The sequence below is a fragment of the Nonomuraea sp. NPDC049646 genome, assembly GCF_044465525.1.
Lineage (GTDB): Bacteria > Actinomycetota > Actinomycetes > Streptosporangiales > Streptosporangiaceae > Nonomuraea.
This window is the reverse complement of sequence record NZ_JBITLU010000006.1, coordinates 171,289-192,993: the sequence shown is the minus strand read 5'-3', so window position 1 is coordinate 192,993 and position 21,705 is coordinate 171,289. Positions and strand designations below refer to the sequence as shown.

Sequence of the window (21,705 nt, the reverse complement as noted above, 5' to 3'; positions counted from 1 at the left end):
TTCGCCGGGCCCGCGCCTTTCTCCTGGCGCCCCTCTTTGCGCGGGCCGCGCCTTCCGGCCGGCTCGGCGTCGTCGCTCGTGGGCTCCGGCCGCGCGTGGGGCTAGGTCGTGCGTAGTTCGGCCTCCACCTGGGCTGCTTCCTCGCGTCTGCCGGACTTCTCCAGCAGGCGCAGGCGGCCGCGCAGCACGTCGCGCAGCAGCTCGGCGAGCTCGCCGTTCGCGGTGGTGCCGCCGGTGGCCAGGAGGCCGCGTAGCAGGCCGTGGGCGACCCGGAGGGCGGTGTCGGCCGCGTCGTCCCTGCCCAGCTCCTGCTGGCAGAAGCCGAGCCGGGCGTGGGCGACGGCGGCGGCCGGCTCGTCGTCGATGACCTGGGTACCGCGATGGAAGACCAGGCTCGCCTCCAGCGCCCGGCCCGACTCCATCAGCGCGTCGCCCAGCATGAGCATGGCGCGGGACAGGATGCCGCCGAGCAGGGGGTTCGCGGGGGCGTGGCGTTCGAGCACGGCGACGGCCTCGCGCAGCGGCCCCACCGCCGCCGCCGGCTGCTCGCGCAGCCGGAGCGCGGCGGCCAGCGTCAGCCCGGCCCCCGCCCGGCTCACGTGCAGCGCCTCGGCGTTCATGCCCGTGGTCAGCAGCTCGTCGTAGATCGCGATGGCCTCGCGGGCCCGCTGCTCGGCCTCCGCCGCCGCGCCGGGCCGCAGCAGGGGCAGCAGCTCCGAGCTCTGCGCCAGCGAATCGGCCAGGATCGCCCGGTACGTCACCTCGCCCGGCGACCGCCTGGCCAGCCGGATCAGCTCCTCGGCCAGCGCGCCCGCCTCCCGCGCCTCGCCCAGCATCATGTGGCACCTGACCAGGCGCTGGGTGGCCAGGGCATGCCTGAGCGTGCGCGGCGGCAGCCCGGTGACGGCGATCCTGGCGTACTCGGCGGCCTCCTCGGGACGCCCCGCGGCCAGCAGGTCGTCGGCGACCGTCCCGGCCACCTCGGCCGCCGCCGACGGCCGGGCGAGCCGGACGTGCAGCCGCATGGCCTCCACCAGGTGGGCCAGCGCCTCCTGCGTCCGGCCGGACGCGCGCAGCACCTGCCCGCGCACCTGGATCGCCTGCGCGCGCACGCCGAGCAGCCCGGCCTCGCCGCCCCGCGCCTCCGCGGCGCGTTCCTGCTCGGCCAGCGACCAGGTCACCGCCTCCAGCGCGGCCTGCGGCCGGTCGAGGGCGGCCAGAGCGGCGCCGAGCTGGGCGTACGTGACGGCGGCGACGGCGGGCTCGTCCAGCTCGTCGCAGAGGTCGGCGGCGCGTTCGGAGTGGGCCAGCGCCTCCACCGGCCGACCGGCCTCCAACAGCCTGATCGCGTACCTGTTCAGCGTGTCGGCCAGCGCCCTCCCGTCCTCGGACAGCAGGTCCACGGCCTGCTCAAGGACGGCCAGGTCGGCGTCGCCGAGCGCGGCCAGCGCCAGTCCCAGGGAATGCCGGTGGCCGGCGTCGTGCGCGGCAAGCCCCTTGAGGACGCGTACGGCCGGAGCCGCCGTCGCGCCGCTCAGCATGAGGCAGTGGCCGAACCGCTCGTGGAGCTGCGGGTTCTCGCTGACCGGAGCCTCGCGTTCCAGGGCCTCTGCGAACGACGTCAGCAGCGGCAGCAGCCTGGCGGCCGTCCTGGGGTTGGCCGTGCGGAGGTGGGCGGACAGCTCGTCCACGGCCGTGGTGAGCACGTCGGGGTGGGGTAGCGGGCGTACACGGAGGATCTGGGCGTACAAGTCGGTTCCGGCGGACGGGCCGTGGCCGGTCACGCGGAGCCGGGCCAGCCGGGCCAGCGCTCGCACGTGCACGCCGGCCAGGTCCCGGGTGAGCGGGCCCTCCTCCTCGGCCATCAGGGCGACGCCCTTGGCCAGCTCGGCGGCGGCGAGGTCGCGTTCGTCCAGGTCGGCGTGGCACAGGCCGCTGAGCTCCAGGCAGGTGGCGGTGAGCAGACGGGTGCGCTCGGGCGGCTCGGGCACGAGGATGTCCAGCGCGCGGGTGACCGATTGGAGCGCCCCTGCCACGTTCCCGGCGTCCAGCCGCAGGCCCGCGTGCAGACGCAGCGCCCCCGCGAGCACGACTGGGGACTCCAGCCGCTCGGCCACCAGCCCCTCGCACACCGCGACCAGCCGCTCCGCCTCGCCGTCGGCGGCCTCCAGGCGGCCCGTGGCCTCCAGCGCCACGACTTCCAGGACGAGCAGCTTGGCCAGCTCCTGCTGGACCACGAAACTGACCTCAGCCTGCGGCCCGCACGCCCCAACGGCACCCCGCAGATAAGGCACCGCCTCCCCATACCTCCCCAACCCCACTAATGCACGCCCAACCGCCCCACCCACAACCACCCCACCCAACATCCCCCCACCAACCCCAACCCCCTCCCCACCCGTGCCACCCTCGCCGCCTACGATCGAGCCGCCTGCGCCCGCCCGCGCGCCACCTGTGCCGGGCGCGTCATTTCCGTCACCGGGGTGGTCAGGGGCCGCGTGGCGTCGCAGCAGGCCGGTGGCCTGGGTTGCGAGGAGGAGCGCGTCGCGGGCGCGTCCGGTTTCGGCCCAGGCGCGTGCCAGGGCCGCCTGGGCGGCGGCATACGCTTGCACCTGCGCGGCTCGCGGCCCGTTGGCGGTTTGCGGATGGTTCGCGTTCTGCCGCCTGTCCGCGGTGTGCGGACTGTTCGCGGGCGGCGGTCCGGTGTGGGCTTGCGGGTTCACCAAGACCCCAGGGCCACCCGCGACCTCAGGGCCACCCGCGACCCCAAGGCCACCCGCGACCTCAGGGCCGCCCATGACCCCATCGCCGCCCACGACCTCAGGGACGGTCATGACCTGTGGGGCTTCCAGGGCCGCATGGCCGGTGGTGAATGCAGGGCTGTCCGAGGGTTCCAGGGCGGCGCGGCGTTCGAGCAGGGTTCGTTCGGCTCTGGCGACGTCGGGTGGTGGGGTGATGAGGGTGGTCATCCAGGGTTGTTCGGGTTCTCCGGCAGGGGTGAGGGCGGTGGTCGAGTCCTGCCAGGCTTGGATCTCCTCACGATGTCGCTGGTAGGACGCGTCTTCGGTGCTCAGGGCGTCGTACAGGGCGGCGGCTGCCTCCAGGTGGGATCGGGCGTCGGCGGGACGGCCGAGGTCGGCCAGGCAGAGGGCGAGCAGGTGTCTGGAGCGGGCCTTGGTGGCCGTGGGCCGCTCGTCCAGGTCGGAGGCGAGGATCGCGGCGTCCTGGAGCGGGTCGAGCGCCTCGCGGGGGCGCGCGTCGGTCAGCAGCAGTTCGCCCAGGTCGAGGAGCTGGACGGTGAGGGCCGGGCGGTGCCGGTCGGGTTCGAGGGCGACCAGCGAGCGCAGGTTCCGCACCGCCTCGGCGGCGAACCGCTCGGCCGGATCCAGGTCGTCGAGCTTGCGATGGAGCCCGGCCAGCAGGGCCGCGGCCTCGGCCAGCATCAGCCGCAGGCCCGGCTCCTCGTCCGCCAGGCCGCGCAGCCGTACGACGGCCTCCGCGGCGGGTGCGACGGCCTCGGCCGCCCTGCCATGTTCTCCGAGCCATCCGGCCAGCAGGCACAACCGCTCGGCCAGATCCCTGTCGGTCGGCGCCGCGCCCGACACGGCGGCGGTGGCCGCGACGGCAAGACAGGCGGCCAACTCGGGCAACGCCTCGGGTTCGGGGCCGGTGTCGGCGAGGGCGAATGGCGGAACAGGCGCGGGCACCCGCCTGACGACACCCGGCATGGCAGGCGGTCCGGCGTCGGGCGCGGGGATTTGGCCAGTGGTGGGCGCGGGGGCTTGGCCGGTGGTGGGGGTGGGGGGCTGGGGTAGGGAAGCGGGGGTGGTGGGGAAGGGGGTTGTTCTGAGGATGTCGGTCAGGGCTGCGGCGACCTCGCCGGCACCGCCCGCCGCCGCGAACGCCTCCACCGCCTCGGCCGTCCGCCCCGAGTCCAGCAGCGCGCACGCCAGGTTGTGGTACGCCTGCCCGGCCCGTCCCGCGTACCGGGGGTCGTCCTCGGACAGGATGCGGAACCGGGTCGCCGCCTCCTGGGCGGGACGCAGCGCGCTGCCGGACTCGCCCGCGAGCAGCAGGCACGCCCCCAGGACGAACAGCGCCTCCGCCTGACCGGCCGCCTCCTCGTACGGGGGAGCGGCCGCGAAGATCTCCACTGCCTCGGCGGCGGCCACCACCGCCTCACCCACCCGGCCCACGGCCGACAACCGGGACGACAGCCGGGCCAGCGCCCCCGCCAGCGCGGTCCGCCTGCCGCCCGCACGGAAATGCCGTACGGACAACTCGGCCAGCGTCACCTCAAGGGCCCGCAAACCGAGCGGCGGCCCAGCCAGAAAGGGACCCCATGAATCCGCCCGGGAATCCACCGGCGCATCGGCCTGCGCACCCACCTGTGCACCCGCCTGCGCACCCAGTTGCGGTGCGAACGGCAGCGCGGCCACCGCCGCGGTCGTCGCCCGGTCGGCCGGCAGGCGCGTGAGCGCGGCGTTGAGCAGGTCGCCGAGCCGGGTGGCGGGGTTCGCCGCCGCCTCCGCCACCAGCGCCCCGATCCTGGACGTCACCAGCGAACGCAGCGCCCGCTCCACCTCCGCCCGCTCCGCGCCCAGGCGGAGCACGTCGAGCAGGCGGGCCAGGTGCCCGGCCGTCCGCCGCTCGTGGTCGTGCACGGCCAGGACCAGCGCGTCCAGGCCCTCGGTCTCGGCGAGCGCCTGCTCGGCCACCAGGTCAGGCCCGAGCGGGCACAGCCGGTCCACGCCGGGGAAGACGCGTCCCAGCCAGTCGGCGACGACCGCCGCGGCCTGCGGATCGCCGTGCAGGGCGGGCACGGCCGACAGCAGGCCGGGCAGCTCGGCGGGGGTGGGGGCGGTGAGCGTGAGCAGGGCGACGGACTGCCGGGCGGTGGTGTCGTCCACGGGGGCGCGGCCGGCGGGCCAGACGGTGGCCCACTGGTCGCGTTCACGGTCGAGGAAGCGGCTGAGCAGCTCCTCGCCGACGGTCACCACCGCGCGCGTCCTGGTCCCGCTCCGGCCGCCGGGACGGAAGGCGTTCCAGGACGTCCCGGGGCGGGGCTCGGGGGCCGTCCGGTAGGGCGGGGCGCCGATCCCGCCGCCGGGCAGGGTGTCCGGGACGGCGGGCGCGGGCAGCACCTCCGTCTCGCCGCCGCGCAGCCGCAGCAGGGCCGCCAGGTGGACGCGGAGCGGCAGGCCGTACTCGGGGTCGTCCAGGCGCGGGGGCGTGGGGAGCGCGGCCCGGCTCGGCGCGAACGCCTTCATCGCCGTGAACGCGTGCTCGGTGCGCTCGTTCAGGGTGAGCGGATGCTGGTTGAGCTGCACGGTCGTGGTGTTGAGCCGGCGCAGCCAGCCGCCCGCCGCCGTGTCCAGCCGCCGCCACCACTCCGCCTCGCCGGGCTCGCGGGCCAGCAGCAGCACCCGTACGCGGGGGTTGTGCCCGTGCTTGGCCAGCCGCCGTACCAGCTCGCCCACCAGCGGAGCGGACGGCTCCGGCGACTCCACGACCACCAGCGAGGGCCGCATCGCCTCCAGCGACACCGCCGCGCGCCCGGACAGGGCGGCGAGCGCGGCGTCCAGGGCCAGGAAACCGGCGTCCCAGCCCGCTTCCCGCAGTTCCTCGCACAGCTCCCCGGCCAGCCGGGTACGGCCCGTGCCGCTGCGCCCGGTCACCACCGCGACCGACAGCGCGGCCGGCTCCCCGGCCCAGGCCCGCAGGGCGGCGAGCTGCCCGTCCCGCCCGGAGTACGGCACGACGGCGTGCCGCGGCAGCAGCAGCCGCCAGTCCGGGCAGTCGGACGGCAACGGCTCGCGCGCCGGCAGCAGCAGCCCGGACAGGACCACCCTCCCGTCACCGGCGGAAACGCTCTCCAGCGGGCCCGGCGCCACCCCGGTCAGCTCGCGGAACCGGTCGTCGCCCAGCAGCACGCCCACCGGCACCGCGTCGAGCCGCCCCCGGGCGTGCCCGGCGGCCGAGGCCGTGACGACGGCGGCGACCTGCCCGGCGGGCTCGGCCAGCAGCGCGGCCCCGGTCAGGCCCGCCCACACCTGCATGGGAGGCGGTGGGCCGGTCACGTCCATGCCGAGCGTCCGCGACGCCGGGCCCGTGGGGGCGCAGGCGGCTCCGGACAGCACCCGGACGTCCCTGAACCCCGACCGCCGCCACGCCTGCGGGAAGCCCATGGCCAGGCACGGCACCCGTTCCCCGGACAAGGCGGCCCACCGGACGTGCCCGATGCCCGGCACGTCGGCCCAGGGCGGTCCGGGCACCCGCAGCAGCACCGCGCCGTGCCCGCGCCAGACCTGCTCGGCCGCCGTCCACCGGGACGACCACGGCGGGCGCACTTGGCAGGGCGCGCCGGGGTCCACGACGAGGGACGCCGTCAGCACGAGATCCGTGCCGATCACATGGCCGGTCCCGGTCACGCCGACCACGTCGTCGTGACCCGAGTAGACCTCGACGACTCGTTCGAGGCCGAGGCGGTGCGGTGGCGCGTCCATGGGTCCGCCTAGCTGCTACGTCCCGGCTTTTGTCCCCCGATCGATCTCACTATCGCATTAAGAGCGGGAAATTTCGCGGCTTGTCATGCCTTCTCGGCTGTGAGCCACGCGGCCAGCCCGAGGTACACCAGGCCGCTGCCCACGTCGAGCCGCCGCCGGGCCCGTACGGACCCGCGCAGCCGTCCGGCCAGCGCCGACGACAGCAGCGCGTACGTGCCGTCGCTGACCATCCCTAGCACCAGCCACAACCCGCCGAGCAGGAGGATCTGCGGCCCCACCGGCCCCGCCGACGGGTCGGTGAACGGCGGCAGGAACGCCAGGAAGAACACGGCCGTCTTCGGGTTGAGCACGTTGACCACGAACCCCTCCCAGAACAGCCGCCGCGTGGACTGCACCTTCAGCTCGACGACCTCCTCGGGCTCGCCGCCGCGCTTCATCAGCTTGCGCAGGCCGAGCCAGAGCAGGTACGCCACGCTCACGTACTTGACGATCGTGAAGGCGGTCGCCGAGGCCGCGATCAGCGCACTGATGCCGACGGCCGCCGCGCCGATGTGCACCAGCGAGCCGGCGTGCACGCCCAGCACCGAGACGAACCCGGCGGACCGTCCTTGGGAGACGCTGCGGGTGACGATGTAGAGCACCGCGGGGCCGGGAACCAGGAGCAGCCCCAGCGTGGCCGCGCAGAACAGCGCGATATGCGTGATGTCCGGCATGTGCTCATCGTAAGGACGCCGTCAACGACTTTCCCTCGGGTGGCCGTCGGCAGGACGGCGTCAACGGCTTTCCCTCCTGTGCCCGTCAGGCCGCCGTCAACGGCTTTCCGCGGTGGGCGGCAGGCTCGCGCCGAGCGCTTCGAGGAGGGCGCCGGTGGCCGGCGGGTGCGGCGGGTCGCCGTAGACGGCGGCGTAGACGTGCCGGGTGGAGCCGGGCACCTGGGTCGCCGCGACGTCGGGGTTGCGGTGGGCGCTGAGCGCCAGGCCGGGCAGCACGGTCAGGCCCATGCCGGCCGCCACGAGCGCCTGCACGGCCACGATGTCGTCGCTGGTGAAGGAGATGCGCGGCTCGAACCCGGCCTTGGCGCAGATGTCGAGCAGATGGCTGCGGCAGCGGTCGCAGCCGGCGATCCAGGGGGATCCGGCGTGGTCGGCCAGCTCGCCGCCCGGCTCGGGGGAGACCAGGTAGCTGGGGTCGTCGAGGAGGTGGATCAGGTGCAGGCCGGCGTCCTCGGGGGCGGTGTCGTCGTACCGGAACATCACGGCGACGTCGACGCGGCCCGCGCGCAGCAGCCTGAGGGCCTCGGGCGGCTCGGTCTCGGTGAGCTCCAGCCGCAACCCGGGATGGGCGGCCGACAGGCGGCGGACGGCGGACGGGATGAACGTGCCGAGCGCCGACGGGAAGGCGGCCAGCCGGACGCGGCCCTCGCGCAGGCCCACGTGGGCGGCCAGCTCCTCGGCGGTGGCGTCGATCCGGCCGATGATGTCGGCGGCGCGGTCGGCCAGCAGCCGGCCCGCCTCCGTCAGCCGGATGCCGCGCCCCACCCGCTGGACGAGCTTGGCGCCGGTCTCGGCCTCCAGCCGGGCCAGATGGTGACTGATGGACGGCTGGGAATAGTGGAGCTCCTTGGCGGCCGCGGTGAGCGACCCCTTGCGGGCCACCGCGACGAGGACGCGGAGCCGGGCGACGTCGAGCATTCATCAATCGTATCTATCAATAGGCCAGAAGACTTCTGTTGGACCTATCGATCGCCATGGGCCACCGTAGAGAGGGAGGACAAATTGCCGCATTTTCCCTAGGGGGACACCGTGAACATGGTCGCGACCACCACCAGGCCAGGGCTCGACGTTCTGGTGTCCGGCATCTCCGAGATCGTGGCCAGGAAGCTCGGCGCCCGCGAGACCGCGTTCACCGTCGCCGACCTGCTGCGCGACCGGCTGCCCGGCATGGACATCCTCACGCCCGAGGAACGCCTCGGCACGCCCGACCGCTACGCCTCCCACCTGCTGCACGCCCAGGACGAGTTCTCGATCGTGGCCGTCGTGTGGCGTCCCGGCCAGTACACGGTGATCCACGACCACGTGTCCTGGTGTACGTTCGGCATCCTCAGCGGCATCGAGCACGAGACGCTCTACCGCGACATGGGCGACCACCTGATGGAGATCGGACGCGCCGACAACCGTCCGGGCGAGGTCAGCGGCTTCGCCCCGCCCGGCGACATCCACATGGTGCTCAACACCAGCGACGAGGTCGGGGTCTCGCTGCACGTGTACGGGGCCGACGTCGGCAAGCTCGGCAGCAGCGTGCGCCGCGTCTACGAGCTGCCGGTGCGCTGAGCCCGCCGCACCTGATTCCGCCGCACCTGATTCCGCCTCGCCTGAGCCCGCCTCGCCTGAGCGCGCTTCACCTGAGGCGGCCGTGGAGCAGCTCGACCAGGGTCTGGTGGGTCTGCTCGATCGGCCGCTCGGGATAGAGGGCCCGGCGTTCGATGGCGACCGTCAGAACCATGCCGAACAGGGCGGTCGCCGCCGTCTCCACGTCGAGGTCGGCGCGGATCTCGCCGCTCGCCGCCGCCCTGCGCAGCACGCCCGCGTACACGCCGAGCGCGCTCTCGCGCAGCCGCGCCACCGCCTCCTGCCAGGCGGTGCGCCACATCTCGGCCAGCAGCACCCGGGCGAACGGGCCGTGCTCCTCGAAGAAGCGCAGCTGGCCGAGCACGACCGAGTCGAGGGCGGCCACCCCGCTCTCGCCGGTGTCGGCGGCGGCCAGCGCGCCCGCCAGCCGCTCGATCGAGTGCTCCAGCAGCGCGGAGAACAGGCCCTCCTTGCTGCCGAAGTTGTAGAACACGGTGCCCTTGGCCACCCCGGCGCGCTCGGCGATCGCGTCGACCGTGGTGGCCGCGTAGCCCTGCTCGGCGATCAGCTCGACCGCCGCCGTGAACACCTTCGCCCGGGTGTCCTGCCTGCTCAAAGCGACAGCTCGGGGTGCAGGCGCTTCATGGACCAGACGCGGCCCCGCTCCACCGCGAGGGTGGTCAGCGCGAGCCCGAGCACGAGGAATGCGGACAGCACGCCGCAAGCCTGCCACACCACGGTCAGATCGCCGCCACTGATCAGCCTGCGCAGCGCCGAGACGACCCAGCTCATCGGCAGCCACGGCGAGATCGTCTGGAAGAACCCGGGCGAGGTCTCGATCGGGTACGTCCCCGCCGCCGAGGTGAGCTGGAGCATCAGCAGCGCCAGCCCCACCACCCGGCCGGGCGGCCCGAGCAGCGCGTTGACCGCCTGCACCACCGCCAGGAACGCGGCCGCCGCCAGCAGCAGCAGCCCGATCACCCCGAGCCAGTGGGCCGCCTCCAGGCCGAGGGCGAACCGCAGCACCGCCGCCAGCACGCCGACCTGGGCCGCGCCCAGCGCCACCGCCGGCAGCCAGCCGGCCAGCGCGATGCGCACCGCGCCCTGCGTCCCGGCCAGCCGCCGCTGGTTCAGCGGCTTGAGCACCATGAACGTGATCATCGCGCCCACCCACAGCGCGAGCGGCAGGAAGAACGGCGCGAAGCCGGTGCCGTAGTTGGGGACCTCGTTGTCGACCGTCTTGGCCAGCCGCACCGGGTCGCTCATCACGTCGGCGCGGGCGGCCCGCTGCTGGGCGTCGTAGTCGGGGATCTTCTCCGCGCCCTCGCCGAGCCCGCCCGCCAGGTCCTTCGAGCCCTTGGCGAGCTGGTCCATGCCCTTGTCCACCTGGCCGGCGCCGTCGTGCAGCCGGCCGACCCCGGTGCGCAGGGTGCTCGCGCCGTCGCTCAGCTTGACCAGCCCGCCGCCGAGCTGCCCGAGGCCGCTGGTGACCTGGGCCGAGCCGTCGTGCAGCTTGGTCGCGCCCTGGTAGAGGGCGCCCGCGCCGGTGCCGGCCTTGGCCAGGCTCGCGTCCACGGTCGCCGCGCCCGCGGCCAGCTTGGACAGGCCGTCGTCCAGGGCGTTCACCTGGGTCCTGACCTGGTCGACCTTGGGGCCGATCTGCGGGGCCACGGCCGCGATCTTCCTGGCGTTCCTGGCCAGCTCGCGGGCCTGGGCGGACAGGGCGGAGGCGCCGCCCGTGCGGGCCGCGCCGCCGGTGCCCGCCGAGCCGGCCTGCTCGGCGGCGCGTTCTGCGGCGTTCGCCGCGCTGCGCAGCAGGGAGCGCACCTCGGGGTCGGCGTCCGCGCCGAGGCGGTCGAGGGCGGCCTGGGCCTGCGAGGCGGCCTCGCGGGCGCTGCCAGCCGCGCGGGTCGCGCCGGCGCCCGTGCCGGAGCCCGTCCCGGAGCCGTCCGCCAGCCGGTCGGCGGCCTCGGCCACCTGCTCGGCGGCGTCGGCGACCTTCGGGCCCCACTCGTTCAGCACCGGCACGTACTTGTCGGCGAGCTGGTTGACCGCGCGCGTCTGGGTGTGGACCTGGTCGGCCGCCTTCCGGGTGCCCTTCCGCAGCTCGGAGGTGCCCTCGCTGCGGAGCTTGCGCAGGCCGTCGCGCAGCTCGCCGATGGCCTGCTGGGCCTTGCCGATGCCGCCGGTGACCTGGGCCGAGCCGTTGCGCAGCTTGCCGGTGGCGGTGTTGGCGCTGTTCAGGCCGACAGAGAGCTGCCGGGCGCCGTTCTCGGCGGTGCCGAGGCCGGAGTTGAGCCGGGAGACGCCGTCGCCGGCCTTGACCGCGCCGTCGTGCAGCTTGCCGGCGCCGTCGGCGGCCTCGGTGGTGGCGTCGTGGATGTCGCCGATCGAGACGAAGACCTTGTCGAAGTAGTCGTGGATGGCCGTGCGCTCGGCGGCGGCGCGCACCTCGTTGAAGACCGCGTCGGAGATGCTGCCGACGATGTAACTGCGGCCGGTGTCCACGCGCAGGCCGAGCTGGGCGGGGGTGGGGGTCGTCGTGTCGTCGGAGGGGGAGGCCAGGCGGGCGCTGAAGTCGGCGGGCACGGTGAGCGACAGGTAGTAGCTGCCGTCGGCGACCCCGTCGGCCGCCTGCCGGGGCGTGGCCTCGTGCCAGGCGAACGTCTTGCGCTCGCGCAGCTCGTCGGCCAGGTCCTGGCCCGCGTGCAGGGTCTTGCCGTCGACCGTGGCCGGGCGGTCCTCCATGACCAGCGCGACGGGGACCCGGTCGAGGTTGCCCTGGGGGTCCCAGAACGACCACAGGTACAGTCCGGCGTACAGCAGCGGCAGCACGATCACCGCCGCCAGCGCAGCCCGGGTCAACCGGGACCGCAGCATGCCCTTCATCACAGCTCCACGAGGTGGTCGTAGCGGGCGGGCGGGCGCACGCAGCTCGCGACCACGGCCGTGCCGAGGCCGGCGCCGAGGTCGCGCAGGAGGTCCCAGAGCTCCTGTACGCGGTCGTCGGGCAGGCCCGCGTCCACGTTGTCGGCGAGGATCACCGCGGGCTCGTCCAGCAGGGCCAGGGCGACGCCGAGGCGCACCTGCTGCTCGCGGTCCAGCTCGCTCACCGGCGTCGTGTCCGGCGCCGCGAGCCCCGCCCGCTTCAGGACTTCCTGGTACGGCTTGCGCCTGCGCTCGCGCAGGTGCTCCTTGACCGTCAGCGCTCTGTCGAGATCGGTCACGCCGTCGACCAGCGCGAGCGCCGCCGCCTTGCGGATGGCCCGCGGCCTGGTGTGCCCGGCGACGGAGAGCGTGCCCGTCGTCGGCTTCATCCGCCCGGCCAGCGTGAGCAGCAGGCTCGTACGCCCGCTGCCCGCCGGCCCGGCGACCGCCGTGAGCGTGCCGGGGCCCGCCTTCAGCGAGACCGCCGGGTACACCCCCTCGATCGACAAGCCCTCCGCGACGATCACCACAACCCCATCTCTTGAACTGACTGGTCAGTACAAAAGATTACCTCGTGATGCGGTGCGTCACACTGTGAGATACGCCTCGAACCGCTCGGCCAGCTCCTTCGGCCGCGACAGCATGACCATGTGACTGCCCCCGATCTCGTCGGGCATGACACCGAGCCGCTCCCGGACCACGCGCCGCATGAACTCGGGCGGGAAGAACCGGTCGTCCCGGCAGAGCAGGAACCGCGTCGGCACGTCGGGCCACGCCGCGCCCGGCCACGGCTCGACGGACGACTTCTCCGCCTGCGGACGCCCCCGCGACAGCTCCTCCTCCGCCAGCTCCTCCGGGACGTCGTGCATGAACTGCGCGACCGTGTCCAGGTCGTCGGCGCCCCGGTAGCCGGTGTTGGCCCACCAGTCGCCCGGCGGCTCGCCCGGGGCCGGGATCATGGCCGTGACCAGCACGATCAGCTTGACGGGCAGGCGGTCGCAGACCAGCGGGGCGACGAAGCCGCCCCACGAGTGGGCCACCACGACCAGCTCGTCCGCCTCGCCGACGGCCCGCGCCACCGTGTCGGCGTAGTCGGCCAGGCCGGCCGACTCGTCCTCGATCGGCAGGTCGACGGCCACCGTGCGGTGGCCCCGGGCGCGCAGCTCGGCCTCGACCAGGTGCCAGTCCCAGACGGAGCTGCCGCCGCCGTGGATCAGCGCGAACGTCGCCATCCGCCTCACCCCCGCGCCGTCGTGCCGGAAACGCCCCGCGATGCCTCGCTCATGGTTCCTGCTCCCTCGTCGTGTCCCTGTTCCTGGACGCAGTATGGCGACCGCCTGCGACAGAAAAATCTCGCAACGTGGACGAGGCGGTCTCCCTGGTCAGCTATCACCTGCGCAAGCAGGCCTCGCACGGCCTGATCGAGGAGACGCAGGGCGGCCGGGGCGACGCCCGGGAGCGCTGGTGGCGGACGTCGGCGGAGAGCTTCTCCACCCGCAACTCCGACTTCCGCGACAGCCCCGAGGGCGTCGTGGTCCACCAGACCCTGTCCCGCCTGCACGCCCGCCAGCTCGCCGAGATGTACGACGGCTACCTCGACGCGCAGTGGGCCTGGAGCGAAGCCTGGCAGGACTCGTCCTTCGGGTCGGAGTTCCTGCTGTCGCTGACCGCGGAGGAGTTGCGCGGCCTCAGGCAGGAGATCGACGACGTGGTCGTGAAGTGGACGGCCCGCGGCAAGGCGGCCGGCGAGGCGGGTGACACCGAGGGCCGCGAGAACGTGGCCGTGCACCTGTACGGGTTCCCGTTCACGACGTGAGGAGAGCAGGATGAATCCCGACTTATACCTACTTGTCGAGCGAGTACGCGGACAAGAACTACGCGCCGCCGCCCAGGCCCACCACCGAACCGACCGGCCACGCCGGACGGCCCCGGGGACGCTCGCCCGCGCCTGGGAACGGCGGCTGGGCTGGGCCCTGGTGGAGACCGGCCTGCGCCTGGTCTGCCGCGGCACGGCCAGGCACCCGTCGCGCCTGGCCGACCACCACGCCTGACGCGGCCCCTCCTGGCGGCTGCCGCGGAACGTCGTGCGGCCGGCCGGGAAGGGCGACGCGACTCCCCGCCCGCGGCGAGCGGGCGGGCAAGGGGACGGGGCTCAGACGCCGAGCGCCGACGGCAGGCTGAGCTCCTGGAGGAACAGCGCCTCGGCGGTGGCCACCCGGCGCAGCTCGTCGAGGTCGACCCGCTCGTTGGGGGCGTGGATGGCGGCGTCCTCGTCCTCGGCGCCGAACAGCAGGATCTCGGCCGCCGGGTACTGCTTGAGCAGGGTGTTCACCAGCGGGATCGACCCGCCCGCGCCCACGTCGCGCGGCGGGCGGCCGAACGCGCGCTCCATCGCCCGGTTGAGCGCCGACCGCGCCTTGCCGCCGGAGTCGGCCTGGAAGCCGGACCCGACGGTGAAGTCGTCGAACGACACCTGCACGCCCCACGGCGCCACCTGGCGCAGGAACTCCACCACGGCGTTGACCGTGGTCTTCGGGTCGCCGGACGGAGGCACCCGGACGGTCACCCGGGCCCGCGCCGCCGGCTGGACCGCGTTCACCGCGCCCGACACGGTCGGCACGTCGAGGCCGGTGACGGTGATGGCGTACGAGGCCCACAGCCGGTCGGCCAGCGAGCCGGAGCCGACCAGCGAGACGCCGTCCGCCACGCCGGCGGTCTTCCTGAACTCCTCCTCCGAGGGCCCCTGGCCGAGGAAGCTGCCGCGCGGCAGGCCGGGCACCCGGATGTCGCCGTTCTCGTCGTGCAGCGCGGTCAGCATGCGCATGAGGGCGGCAAGCGCGTCGGGCGCGGCGCCGCCGAACGAGCCGCTGTGCACGGCCTCGCGCAGCGTGCGCACCTCGATGGTGAAGGCCGCCATGCCGCGCAGCGACGTGGTGACCGCCGGGTCGCCGACGCGCGGGTTGCCGGTGTCGGCGACCACGATGGCGTCGGCCCGCAGCAGCTCGGGGTTGCGCTCGACGAAGGCCTCCAGGCGCTCGCCCGCGTACTCCTCCTGGCCCTCGATGATGACCTTGATGCCCACCGGGAACCGGCCCTGGAAGGCGCGCAGCGCGGCGATGTGGGAGATGATGCCCGACTTGTCGTCGGCGCAGCCGCGGCCGTACAGCTTGCCGTCGATCAGGGTGGGCTCGAACGGCGGCGTGCGCCAGGCGGCCAGGTCGCCGGCGGGCTGCACGTCGTAGTGCGCGTACAGCAGGACGGTGGGCGCGCCGGGAGGGGCCGGGGCCTCGCCGTAGATCGCGGGGAAGCTGCCTTCGACGGCGACCTGCTGGACGTGCGGCAGGCCCGCCGAGCGCACGAGCTCCTCCGTCACCGCCGCGGCGGCGAGGACCGGCTCCTCCGGGTGCCCGGGGAAGGCCACGGAGGGGATGGCGGCGAGCCGCTTGAGCTCCTCGATGGCTCGGGGCATCGCGGCGGCGACGGCGCTCTCGATCTGGTCAGGAGTCACGGGACGGTCCCCCGGGGGTCGTTCTCGGCAGTTTGGTCTCATTGGATCACAGAAGGTTCCACAGTATGGAAACGGGCATGACCCGCGCGTTAATCTACCTGCGGATTTCGTTGCTGTTACACAACGGTTCTGCGGATCTCGATTTTCTTGCATAGTGCTGCGACCGATTCGCTTGGCAAACCGCAGGTGAAGATGCACACTGTGGAGAGTTCGACACGAGGGAAGATAACCATGACGCAGCCGGAAAACGACGTCCTGAAGGCCGCGCAGGACAACCTGTGGTTGCACTTCACGAGGCACAGCGCCTACCAGGAGAACGAGATCCCGACCATCGTGCGCGGTGAGGGGTCCTACATCTACGACATTCACGGCAAGCGTTACCTCGACGGCCTGGCCGGGCTGTTCGTCGTCCAGGTCGGGCACGGGCGTGGCGAGCTGGCCGAGGCCGCCGCCAAGCAGGCGCAGGAGCTGGCCTTCTTCCCGTTGTGGTCCTACGCGCACCCCAAGGCGGCCGAGCTGGCCGCCCGCCTGGCCGAGCAGGCGCCGGGCGAGCTGAACCGGGTCTTCTTCACCACCGGCGGCGGTGAGGCCGTCGAGACCGCGTGGAAGCTGGCCAAGCAGTACTACAAGCTCGTCGGCAAGCCGCTCAAGCACAAGGTCATCAGCCGCCAGATCGCCTACCACGGCACCCCGCAGGGCGCCCTGTCGATCACCGGCATCCCGGCGTTCAAGCAGATGTTCGAGCCCCTCGTGCCCGGTTCGGTGCGCGTTCCGAACACGAACTACTACCGCGCCGACGAGATCAGCGGCGTCCCCGGCATGTCGCCGGAGCAGTACGGCATCTGGGCGGCCGACCGCGTGGCCCGCGCCATCGAGATGGAGGGCCCCGACACGGTGGCCGCCGTCTTCGCCGAGCCCGTCCAGAACGCCGGCGGCTGCTTCCCGCCGCCCCCCGGCTACTTCCAGCGCCTGCGCGAGATCTGCGACGAGTACGACGTGCTGCTCGTCTCCGACGAGGTCATCTGCGCCTTCGGCCGCCTCGGCACCATGTTCGGCGGCCAGAAGTTCGACTACGTGCCCGACATCATCACCTGCGCCAAGGGCCTGACCAGCGGCTACTCGCCCATCGGCGCCATGATCGCGCACGAGCGGCTGTTCGAGCCGTTCAAGCAGGGCGACAACATGTTCGCCCACGGCTACACCTTCGGCGGCCACCCCGTGTCGGCCGCCGTGGCCCTCGCCAACCTCGACATCTTCGAGCGCGAGGACCTGCTCGGCCACGTCACCAAGAACGAGCCCCTCTTCCAGGCCGCCCTCGACGACCTGCGCGACCTGCCGATCGTCGGCGACGTGCGGGGCTCGGGCTACTTCTGGGGCATCGAGCTGGTCAAGGACAAGGCCACCAAGGAGACGTTCAACGCCGAGGAGTCCGAGCGGTTGCTGCGCGGATTCCTGTCCAAGGCGCTGTTCGACGCCGGACTCTACTGCCGGGCGGACGACCGCGGCGACCCCGTGATCCAGCTCGCGCCCCCGCTGATCGCGGGGCAGAGGGAGTTCGACGAGATCGGATCCATCCTGCGGGGTGTGCTCTCGGAAGCGTGGGCGCGCCTCTAACACCCTCCCCACCCGGTACGACGAAGTGCCGGTCTCCGAAAGGATCCCTACGATGAAGATCGGCGTCCCTGCCGAGGTCAAGAACCACGAATACCGTGTGGCGGTCACCCCCGCCGGTGTTCACGAGCTGGTGCGGAACGGTCACGACGTCACCGTCCAGCGGGGTGCCGGCCTCGGCTCACACATCACCGACGAGGAGTACCTCGCCGCGGGCGCGAAGATCCTCGACAACGCCGACGCCGTCTGGGCCGGGGCGGACATGGTCCTGAAGGTCAAGGAGCCCATCGCGGAGGAGTACCACCGCCTGCGCGAGGGCCTGGTCCTGTTCACCTACCTGCACCTGGCCGCCTCCCGCCCGTGCACCGACGCCCTGCTCGCCGCCAGGACGACCGGCATCGCGTACGAGACCGTGCAGGTGGGCCACACGCTGCCGCTGCTCGCCCCGATGTCGGAGGTCGCGGGCCGGCTCGCGCCGCAGGTGGGCGCCTACAACCTCATGCGGTTCAACGGCGGCCGGGGCGTGCTGCCCGGCGGGGTGCCCGGCGTGGCCCCGGCCAAGGTCGTCGTCATCGGCGGCGGCGTGTCGGGCCTCAACGCGGCGCAGATCGCCGTCGGCATGGGCGCGGACGTGACCGTGCTCGACACCAACATCGACCGGCTCCGCCAGATCGACGCCATCTACCAGGGCCGGCTCAAGACCCTCGTGTCCACCTCGTACGCGATCGAGCGCGAGGTCCTGCAGGCCGACCTGGTCATCGGCGCGGTGCTGATCCCCGGCGCCAAGGCCCCGACGCTGGTCTCCAACGACCTGGTCGCGCGGATGAAGCCGGGCTCGGTGCTCGTGGACATCGCCATCGACCAGGGCGGCTGCTTCGAGGACTCGCGGCCGACCACGCACGCCGAGCCGACGTACACGGTGCACGGGTCGATCTTCTACTGCGTGGCCAACATGCCCGGCTCGGTGGCCAACACCTCCACCTACGCCCTGACCAACGCGACGCTCCCGTACGCGGTCAAGCTGGCCAACCTGGGCTGGCGCGACGCGCTGAAGGCCGACCAGGGCCAGGCGGGCGGGCTGAACACCCACGACGGCCTGCTCACCAACGAGCCGGTCGCCCAGGCGCTGGGGCTGCCGTACACGCCGGTCGCCGACGTTCTCTGATTCTCCTCCAGGGGCGCGGCCGGCGGTCGCGCCCCTAACGCACGCCCAGTCGGCGCCGCAGGTCACGGGCGGTGGCCAGGACGTGCTGGATCTCGCCCGTGCCCGGCCACGGCGCGCTGCCGGGGCGCAGCAGCGTGCCGCGCACCGACGCCAGGTGCTCGACCGCGCTGCGGTGCACCCCGCTCCGCTCCACCAGCCAGCCGATCACGTCGGAGTGGTCGTGCAGCGGCCTGGTCACCACGTCCCAGGTGCCCAGCACCTCCGTCAGGTCGGGCACCGACAGCGGCACGCCGCCCCTGCGGCCGGTGGCCGCCGCCGCCAGCTCCGCGCGGGCGGCCAGCTCGGGCTCGGGGGTGCGCGCCCACGCCTGCGGCGGCGGGTCGGCCAGCCACTCCTCGGCCTCGCCCAGCTCGCCGGCGACCGTCAGCAGCCCGCCCAGCTCGACCGCCGCGCCGTGATGGCCCGCCCGCGCCGCCTGGCGGAACCAGTGGCGGCCGCCTGCCAGGTCGCCGAACTCGGCGATCAGCAGCAGGCCGTAGTTGAAGGCGGACTCGGCGTCGCCGCCCGCCGCCGCCCTGCCGAACCAGTGGCTGGCCGCCGGGGTGTCGCCGAGCTCCACGCAGACGAACCCGGCCATGCGCTGGTCCTCCAGCCGCCCGGCGGCGGCCGCCCGCTCGTACCAGGCGCGGGCCGTACGCAGGTCGCCGCGGGACAGGGCGATGGCGCCGAGGCGGGAGGCGGCGCCCGGGTGCTCGTTCTTGGCGGCCAGCCGGTAGTAGGCCTCGGCGCCCTCGGGGTCGCGGCTGGCGTGCAGGTAGAGGCCCATGCAGTGGGCCGAGTCGGCGTGGCCGCCCCTGGCGGCGTACTCCCACCAGCGCACGGTCTCCTCGTCCTCGCCGGCGGAGTAGGCCAGGAAGCCGAGGTCGTGGGCCGAGGCCATGTCGCCCTCGTCGGCCGCCCTGCGGTGCCACTCGCGGGCCACGCCGGTCTCGCCGGTGTCCTCGCACAGCAGCGCCAGCCGGCGGGCCGCGGCGCGCGACCCGGCCAGGGCCGAGCGTTCGAACCAGGCCCTCGCCGCGCCGGCGTCGCCGCGCTGTTCGAGCAGGAGCGTGGCCAGGTTGGCGGCGGCCTCCGCGTCGCCGGTGGCCGCGGCGGTCTCGTACCAGATGACCGCCTCCTCCAGGCTGCCGTGCTTCTCGTGCCAGACGCCCAGGTTGTACGCGCTGTCGACGTTGCCGCCCGCGGCCGCCAGCTCCCACCAGAGCCGGGCCGCCGCGCGGTCGCCGCGCTGGGCGTAGAGCTTGCCGAGCCGGTGGGCCGCCTGGGCGTCGCCCTGCTGCGCGGCCACCAGCAACTCCGGCTCGTCACCCACCCGTGGCGCCGGAACGGCCGGCGTCGCCACCTCTCCCTGCCACCAGGCCATGGCGACAGAGTGGCACGTGATCATACGATCGCGAACCGTAATCGCCGACAACGGCCCTAGGAGAACCTGATGAACCCGGAATACATCCCCATCCCGCACACGTAACGCAGCGAGCCGGGGCGGTGGGGCGGCAGCCGTACGGTGGCGGGCAGGGCCACGTCGCGCCCGTCGATGGTGACGGTGCCCGTGCAGCCCGGATCGACCAGTTTGAAGATGACCTCGACCGGTACGTTCGCCGGAACGGACACGGCGGCGGGCCGGTAGCCCTCGCGGGTGGCGTAGACCGTGACGGTCCGGGCGGCGGACCCCGCGGCGGCCGGCGCGGCCTCCCCCGTCCAGCCGCCCAGGTTGAGCCCGGCCACGACGGTCCACAGCCCGGCGGCGACGGCGACGACCCCGGCGAACCTGGCCAGCCGGGTGCGGGAGATCCGCCGCAGCACGTAGCCGAGCAGCGCGAACGCCGGGGCCGTGCCGACCACGAACCCCGCCATGGCCGCCGCGCCCGACAGCGGCGAGCCGCTGGAGACGGCGAGCATCTCCATGCCGATCGTCACCCCGCAGGGCACGAGGACGGTGGCCGCCCCCAGCAGCGGCGCCTTGTACCCGGACGGGCGGACGGGCTCGGCGCACGCGTGCCGCCCGCCGCGCATGAGCCGGACCGCGAACACGATCACGGCGCAGCCGGCCGCGACCAGGAGCACGGCCCGCGCCCGCGGCGGCAGGCCGACCGCCGAGCCGAGCAGCCCGAGCAGCGCCCCCGCCAGCGTGTACGCGGCCAGCCGCCCGGCCAGGAACCAGGCCACCAGCGCCGGGTCGCGGCCGGGGCGGTGGCTGACCAGGCCCACGAGCAGCCCGCCCTGGGCGGCCGTGCACGAGGCCGTGCCCGCCACCAGCCCGGCTGCCACGCCCCCGGCGAACAGGGTGACCGCCTCCACGCTCAGCCCTCCCCGCTCGCGCGCGATGCTTTCGGGGGAAACGTAACGCGGCAGGCCGGATGCGGCCAGTGACAGTTCTTGTACCCTAAGTGATGTTTAGGCGGTTGCGCCCTTGAGCACGGACATCTTCTCGAAGAACTCGTCGTCGCCCAGCTCGCCGCGGGCGTACCGCTCGGCCAGGATCTGCTCCGCCGACGCGGTGGGCCGCTCGGGAACGGCCGCCGGGCGACGCCCCCACCAGCCCTTGCGGCGCGCGGTGACGGTGAGCGCGACGAGCGCGACCCAGAACAGGCCCCAGAAGACCGGGAAGACCGGCCAGAGATGCGGATGCATGACTTCCTCCTTCGTCCTGCCTCCAGGGTCCGCCTTGCGGTGGCGCGGCGAATCGCCCGCCGGGAGCCGCCGCCGCTGCGCCCGGGGGAGTGCTCAGGCCGGCCCGGCGTACGCCCGGGGCGGTAGCGCGCCGGCGCGTCTCATCGTCCGAAGGACGGGTGCGCTTCGGGCCGCCGGGCCTCGATGAGGAACCTGGACGAATGGGCGACGAACGGGCCCTCGGCCTCGATGAGCTCGTGCAGCTCACGCAGCTTGTCGCCGTAGCGGGCGACCGAGAAGCCCGGCACGATCCAGATCACCTTGCGCAGGAAGTAGATCACCGCGCCGATGTCGCGGAACTCCATCCGCAGCCGCTCGGCCCGCAGGTCGGCCACCTCCAGCCCGGCCGCCTCCGCCTCCGCCACGGCCTGACGCGGGTCGCGGGCCGAGCCGTCCTGCGGGCCCATGAAGAACTCGGTCAGCTCGAACACGCTGCGCGGGCCGACCTGCTGCGAGAAGTACGCGCCCCCGGGGCGCAGCACCCGGGCGATCTCCGCCCACCAGGTGGCCACCGGATGGCGGCTGACCACCAGGTCGAAGACGCCGTCGCGGAACGGCAGGCGCGGCTCGTCGTCGTCGGCCACCACGTACGCGCCGCGCGGGCGCAGCCGGGCGGCGGCCAGCGCCAGGTTGGGCGGCCACGACTCGGTCGCCACCGTCACCTTCGGCAGGGTGGGCAGCCCGGCCAGGATCTCGCCGCCGCCGGTCTGGACGTCGAGCGCCGCCTGCGCCCCCGCCATCCGCCCGGCCAGCAGGCGGGAGTAGCCCCACGAGGGCCGCTCCTCGGTGGCCCGGCCCTCCAGCCAGGAGAAGTCCCAGCCGGCCACGGACACCGTGTCGGCCTCTTCGACCAGGTCATCGTATGTACGCCGCATCCTTCGACCCTGTCAGCGCCCCGGCGCGGCTTCAACC

17 protein-coding genes are annotated in these 21,705 nt (G+C 73.9%); 5 read left to right on the top strand and 12 right to left on the bottom strand.

Going from position 1 to position 21,705, the window contains the following annotated elements; all coding sequences use genetic code 11:
* Nucleotides 1-101: 101 nt before the first annotated feature.
* The 3 genes from ACIBQ8_RS19440 to ACIBQ8_RS19430 all read right to left on the bottom strand — a co-directional run bounded on the left by ACIBQ8_RS19440 (nucleotide 102) and on the right by ACIBQ8_RS19430 (nucleotide 8,194).
* On the bottom strand, nucleotides 102-6,503 hold the full coding sequence (locus ACIBQ8_RS19440) for a hypothetical protein (RefSeq protein ID WP_397192614.1): 6,402 nt from the start codon (nucleotides 6,501-6,503) through the stop codon (nucleotides 102-104).
* An 83-nt stretch (nucleotides 6,504-6,586) separates the two neighbouring features.
* Nucleotides 6,587-7,216, bottom strand: coding sequence for a LysE family translocator (locus tag ACIBQ8_RS19435; RefSeq protein WP_397192613.1), 630 nt, complete (start codon nucleotides 7,214-7,216; stop codon nucleotides 6,587-6,589).
* Nucleotides 7,217-7,312: 96 nt separating this feature from the next.
* A complete protein-coding gene (locus ACIBQ8_RS19430; protein WP_397170127.1) occupies nucleotides 7,313-8,194 on the bottom strand; it encodes a LysR family transcriptional regulator in 882 nt (293 codons plus the stop codon).
* 117 nt (nucleotides 8,195-8,311) lie between these two features.
* Here ACIBQ8_RS19430 and ACIBQ8_RS19425 point away from each other — a divergent pair, with 117 nt between their 5' ends.
* Nucleotides 8,312-8,833 (top strand): cysteine dioxygenase, encoded by a 522-nt coding sequence (locus tag ACIBQ8_RS19425; protein ID WP_397192758.1) that lies wholly within the window; start codon nucleotides 8,312-8,314, stop codon nucleotides 8,831-8,833.
* 67 nt (nucleotides 8,834-8,900) lie between these two features.
* Here the strand turns inward: ACIBQ8_RS19425 and ACIBQ8_RS19420 are convergent, their stop codons facing one another.
* From ACIBQ8_RS19420 to ACIBQ8_RS19405, 4 genes are read right to left on the bottom strand one after another with little or no spacing between them, the layout of a single operon-like run.
* Nucleotides 8,901-9,467, bottom strand: a complete 567-nt coding sequence (locus tag ACIBQ8_RS19420) for a TetR/AcrR family transcriptional regulator (RefSeq protein WP_397170125.1) — start codon at nucleotides 9,465-9,467, stop codon at nucleotides 8,901-8,903.
* Nucleotides 9,464-11,740: a YhgE/Pip family protein gene (locus tag ACIBQ8_RS19415; protein WP_397170123.1), complete on the bottom strand. Its 2,277-nt coding sequence runs from the start codon at nucleotides 11,738-11,740 to the stop codon at nucleotides 9,464-9,466. Before ACIBQ8_RS19415 ends, ACIBQ8_RS19420 begins: the two co-directional genes overlap by 4 nt.
* A complete protein-coding gene (locus ACIBQ8_RS19410) occupies nucleotides 11,740-12,309 on the bottom strand; it encodes an ATP-binding cassette domain-containing protein (protein WP_397192612.1) in 570 nt (189 codons plus the stop codon). The genes ACIBQ8_RS19415 and ACIBQ8_RS19410 overlap by 1 nt, the downstream gene beginning before the upstream one ends.
* A gap of 57 nt (nucleotides 12,310-12,366) precedes the next feature.
* Nucleotides 12,367-13,011 (bottom strand): alpha/beta fold hydrolase, encoded by a 645-nt coding sequence (locus ACIBQ8_RS19405; protein WP_397192611.1) that lies wholly within the window; start codon nucleotides 13,009-13,011, stop codon nucleotides 12,367-12,369.
* A 128-nt stretch (nucleotides 13,012-13,139) separates the two neighbouring features.
* Between ACIBQ8_RS19405 and ACIBQ8_RS19400 the strand changes: the two genes are divergently transcribed.
* Together ACIBQ8_RS19400 and ACIBQ8_RS19395 are read left to right on the top strand one after the other, a co-directional pair.
* Nucleotides 13,140-13,595, top strand: coding sequence for a hypothetical protein (locus ACIBQ8_RS19400; protein ID WP_397192610.1), 456 nt, complete (start codon nucleotides 13,140-13,142; stop codon nucleotides 13,593-13,595).
* A gap of 10 nt (nucleotides 13,596-13,605) precedes the next feature.
* Nucleotides 13,606-13,830, top strand: coding sequence for a hypothetical protein (locus tag ACIBQ8_RS19395; protein ID WP_397170117.1), 225 nt, complete (start codon nucleotides 13,606-13,608; stop codon nucleotides 13,828-13,830).
* Between the two features lie 101 nt (nucleotides 13,831-13,931).
* Here the strand turns inward: ACIBQ8_RS19395 and ACIBQ8_RS19390 are convergent, their stop codons facing one another.
* Nucleotides 13,932-15,287 (bottom strand): dipeptidase, encoded by a 1,356-nt coding sequence (locus ACIBQ8_RS19390; protein ID WP_352326941.1) that lies wholly within the window; start codon nucleotides 15,285-15,287, stop codon nucleotides 13,932-13,934.
* A gap of 231 nt (nucleotides 15,288-15,518) precedes the next feature.
* Here ACIBQ8_RS19390 and ACIBQ8_RS19385 point away from each other — a divergent pair, with 231 nt between their 5' ends.
* Both ACIBQ8_RS19385 and ald read left to right on the top strand, forming a co-directional pair.
* Nucleotides 15,519-16,901, top strand: a complete 1,383-nt coding sequence (locus ACIBQ8_RS19385) for an aspartate aminotransferase family protein (RefSeq protein WP_397170113.1) — start codon at nucleotides 15,519-15,521, stop codon at nucleotides 16,899-16,901.
* 52 nt (nucleotides 16,902-16,953) lie between these two features.
* Complete coding sequence (ald, locus tag ACIBQ8_RS19380; protein ID WP_397192609.1) at nucleotides 16,954-18,063, top strand: alanine dehydrogenase; 1,110 nt, start codon at nucleotides 16,954-16,956, stop codon at nucleotides 18,061-18,063.
* A gap of 34 nt (nucleotides 18,064-18,097) precedes the next feature.
* Here the strand turns inward: ald and ACIBQ8_RS19375 are convergent, their stop codons facing one another.
* The 4 genes from ACIBQ8_RS19375 to ACIBQ8_RS19360 form a co-directional block, all read right to left on the bottom strand.
* Nucleotides 18,098-19,486 (bottom strand): tetratricopeptide repeat protein, encoded by a 1,389-nt coding sequence (locus ACIBQ8_RS19375; protein ID WP_397192608.1) that lies wholly within the window; start codon nucleotides 19,484-19,486, stop codon nucleotides 18,098-18,100.
* Between the two features lie 56 nt (nucleotides 19,487-19,542).
* A complete protein-coding gene (locus tag ACIBQ8_RS19370; protein WP_397192607.1) occupies nucleotides 19,543-20,421 on the bottom strand; it encodes a sulfite exporter TauE/SafE family protein in 879 nt (292 codons plus the stop codon).
* A gap of 96 nt (nucleotides 20,422-20,517) precedes the next feature.
* Nucleotides 20,518-20,754, bottom strand: a complete 237-nt coding sequence (locus tag ACIBQ8_RS19365; RefSeq protein ID WP_397192606.1) for an SHOCT domain-containing protein — start codon at nucleotides 20,752-20,754, stop codon at nucleotides 20,518-20,520.
* Nucleotides 20,755-20,894: 140 nt separating this feature from the next.
* Complete coding sequence (locus tag ACIBQ8_RS19360; protein ID WP_397170106.1) at nucleotides 20,895-21,668, bottom strand: class I SAM-dependent methyltransferase; 774 nt, start codon at nucleotides 21,666-21,668, stop codon at nucleotides 20,895-20,897.
* Between the last annotated feature and the right edge of the window lie 37 nt (nucleotides 21,669-21,705).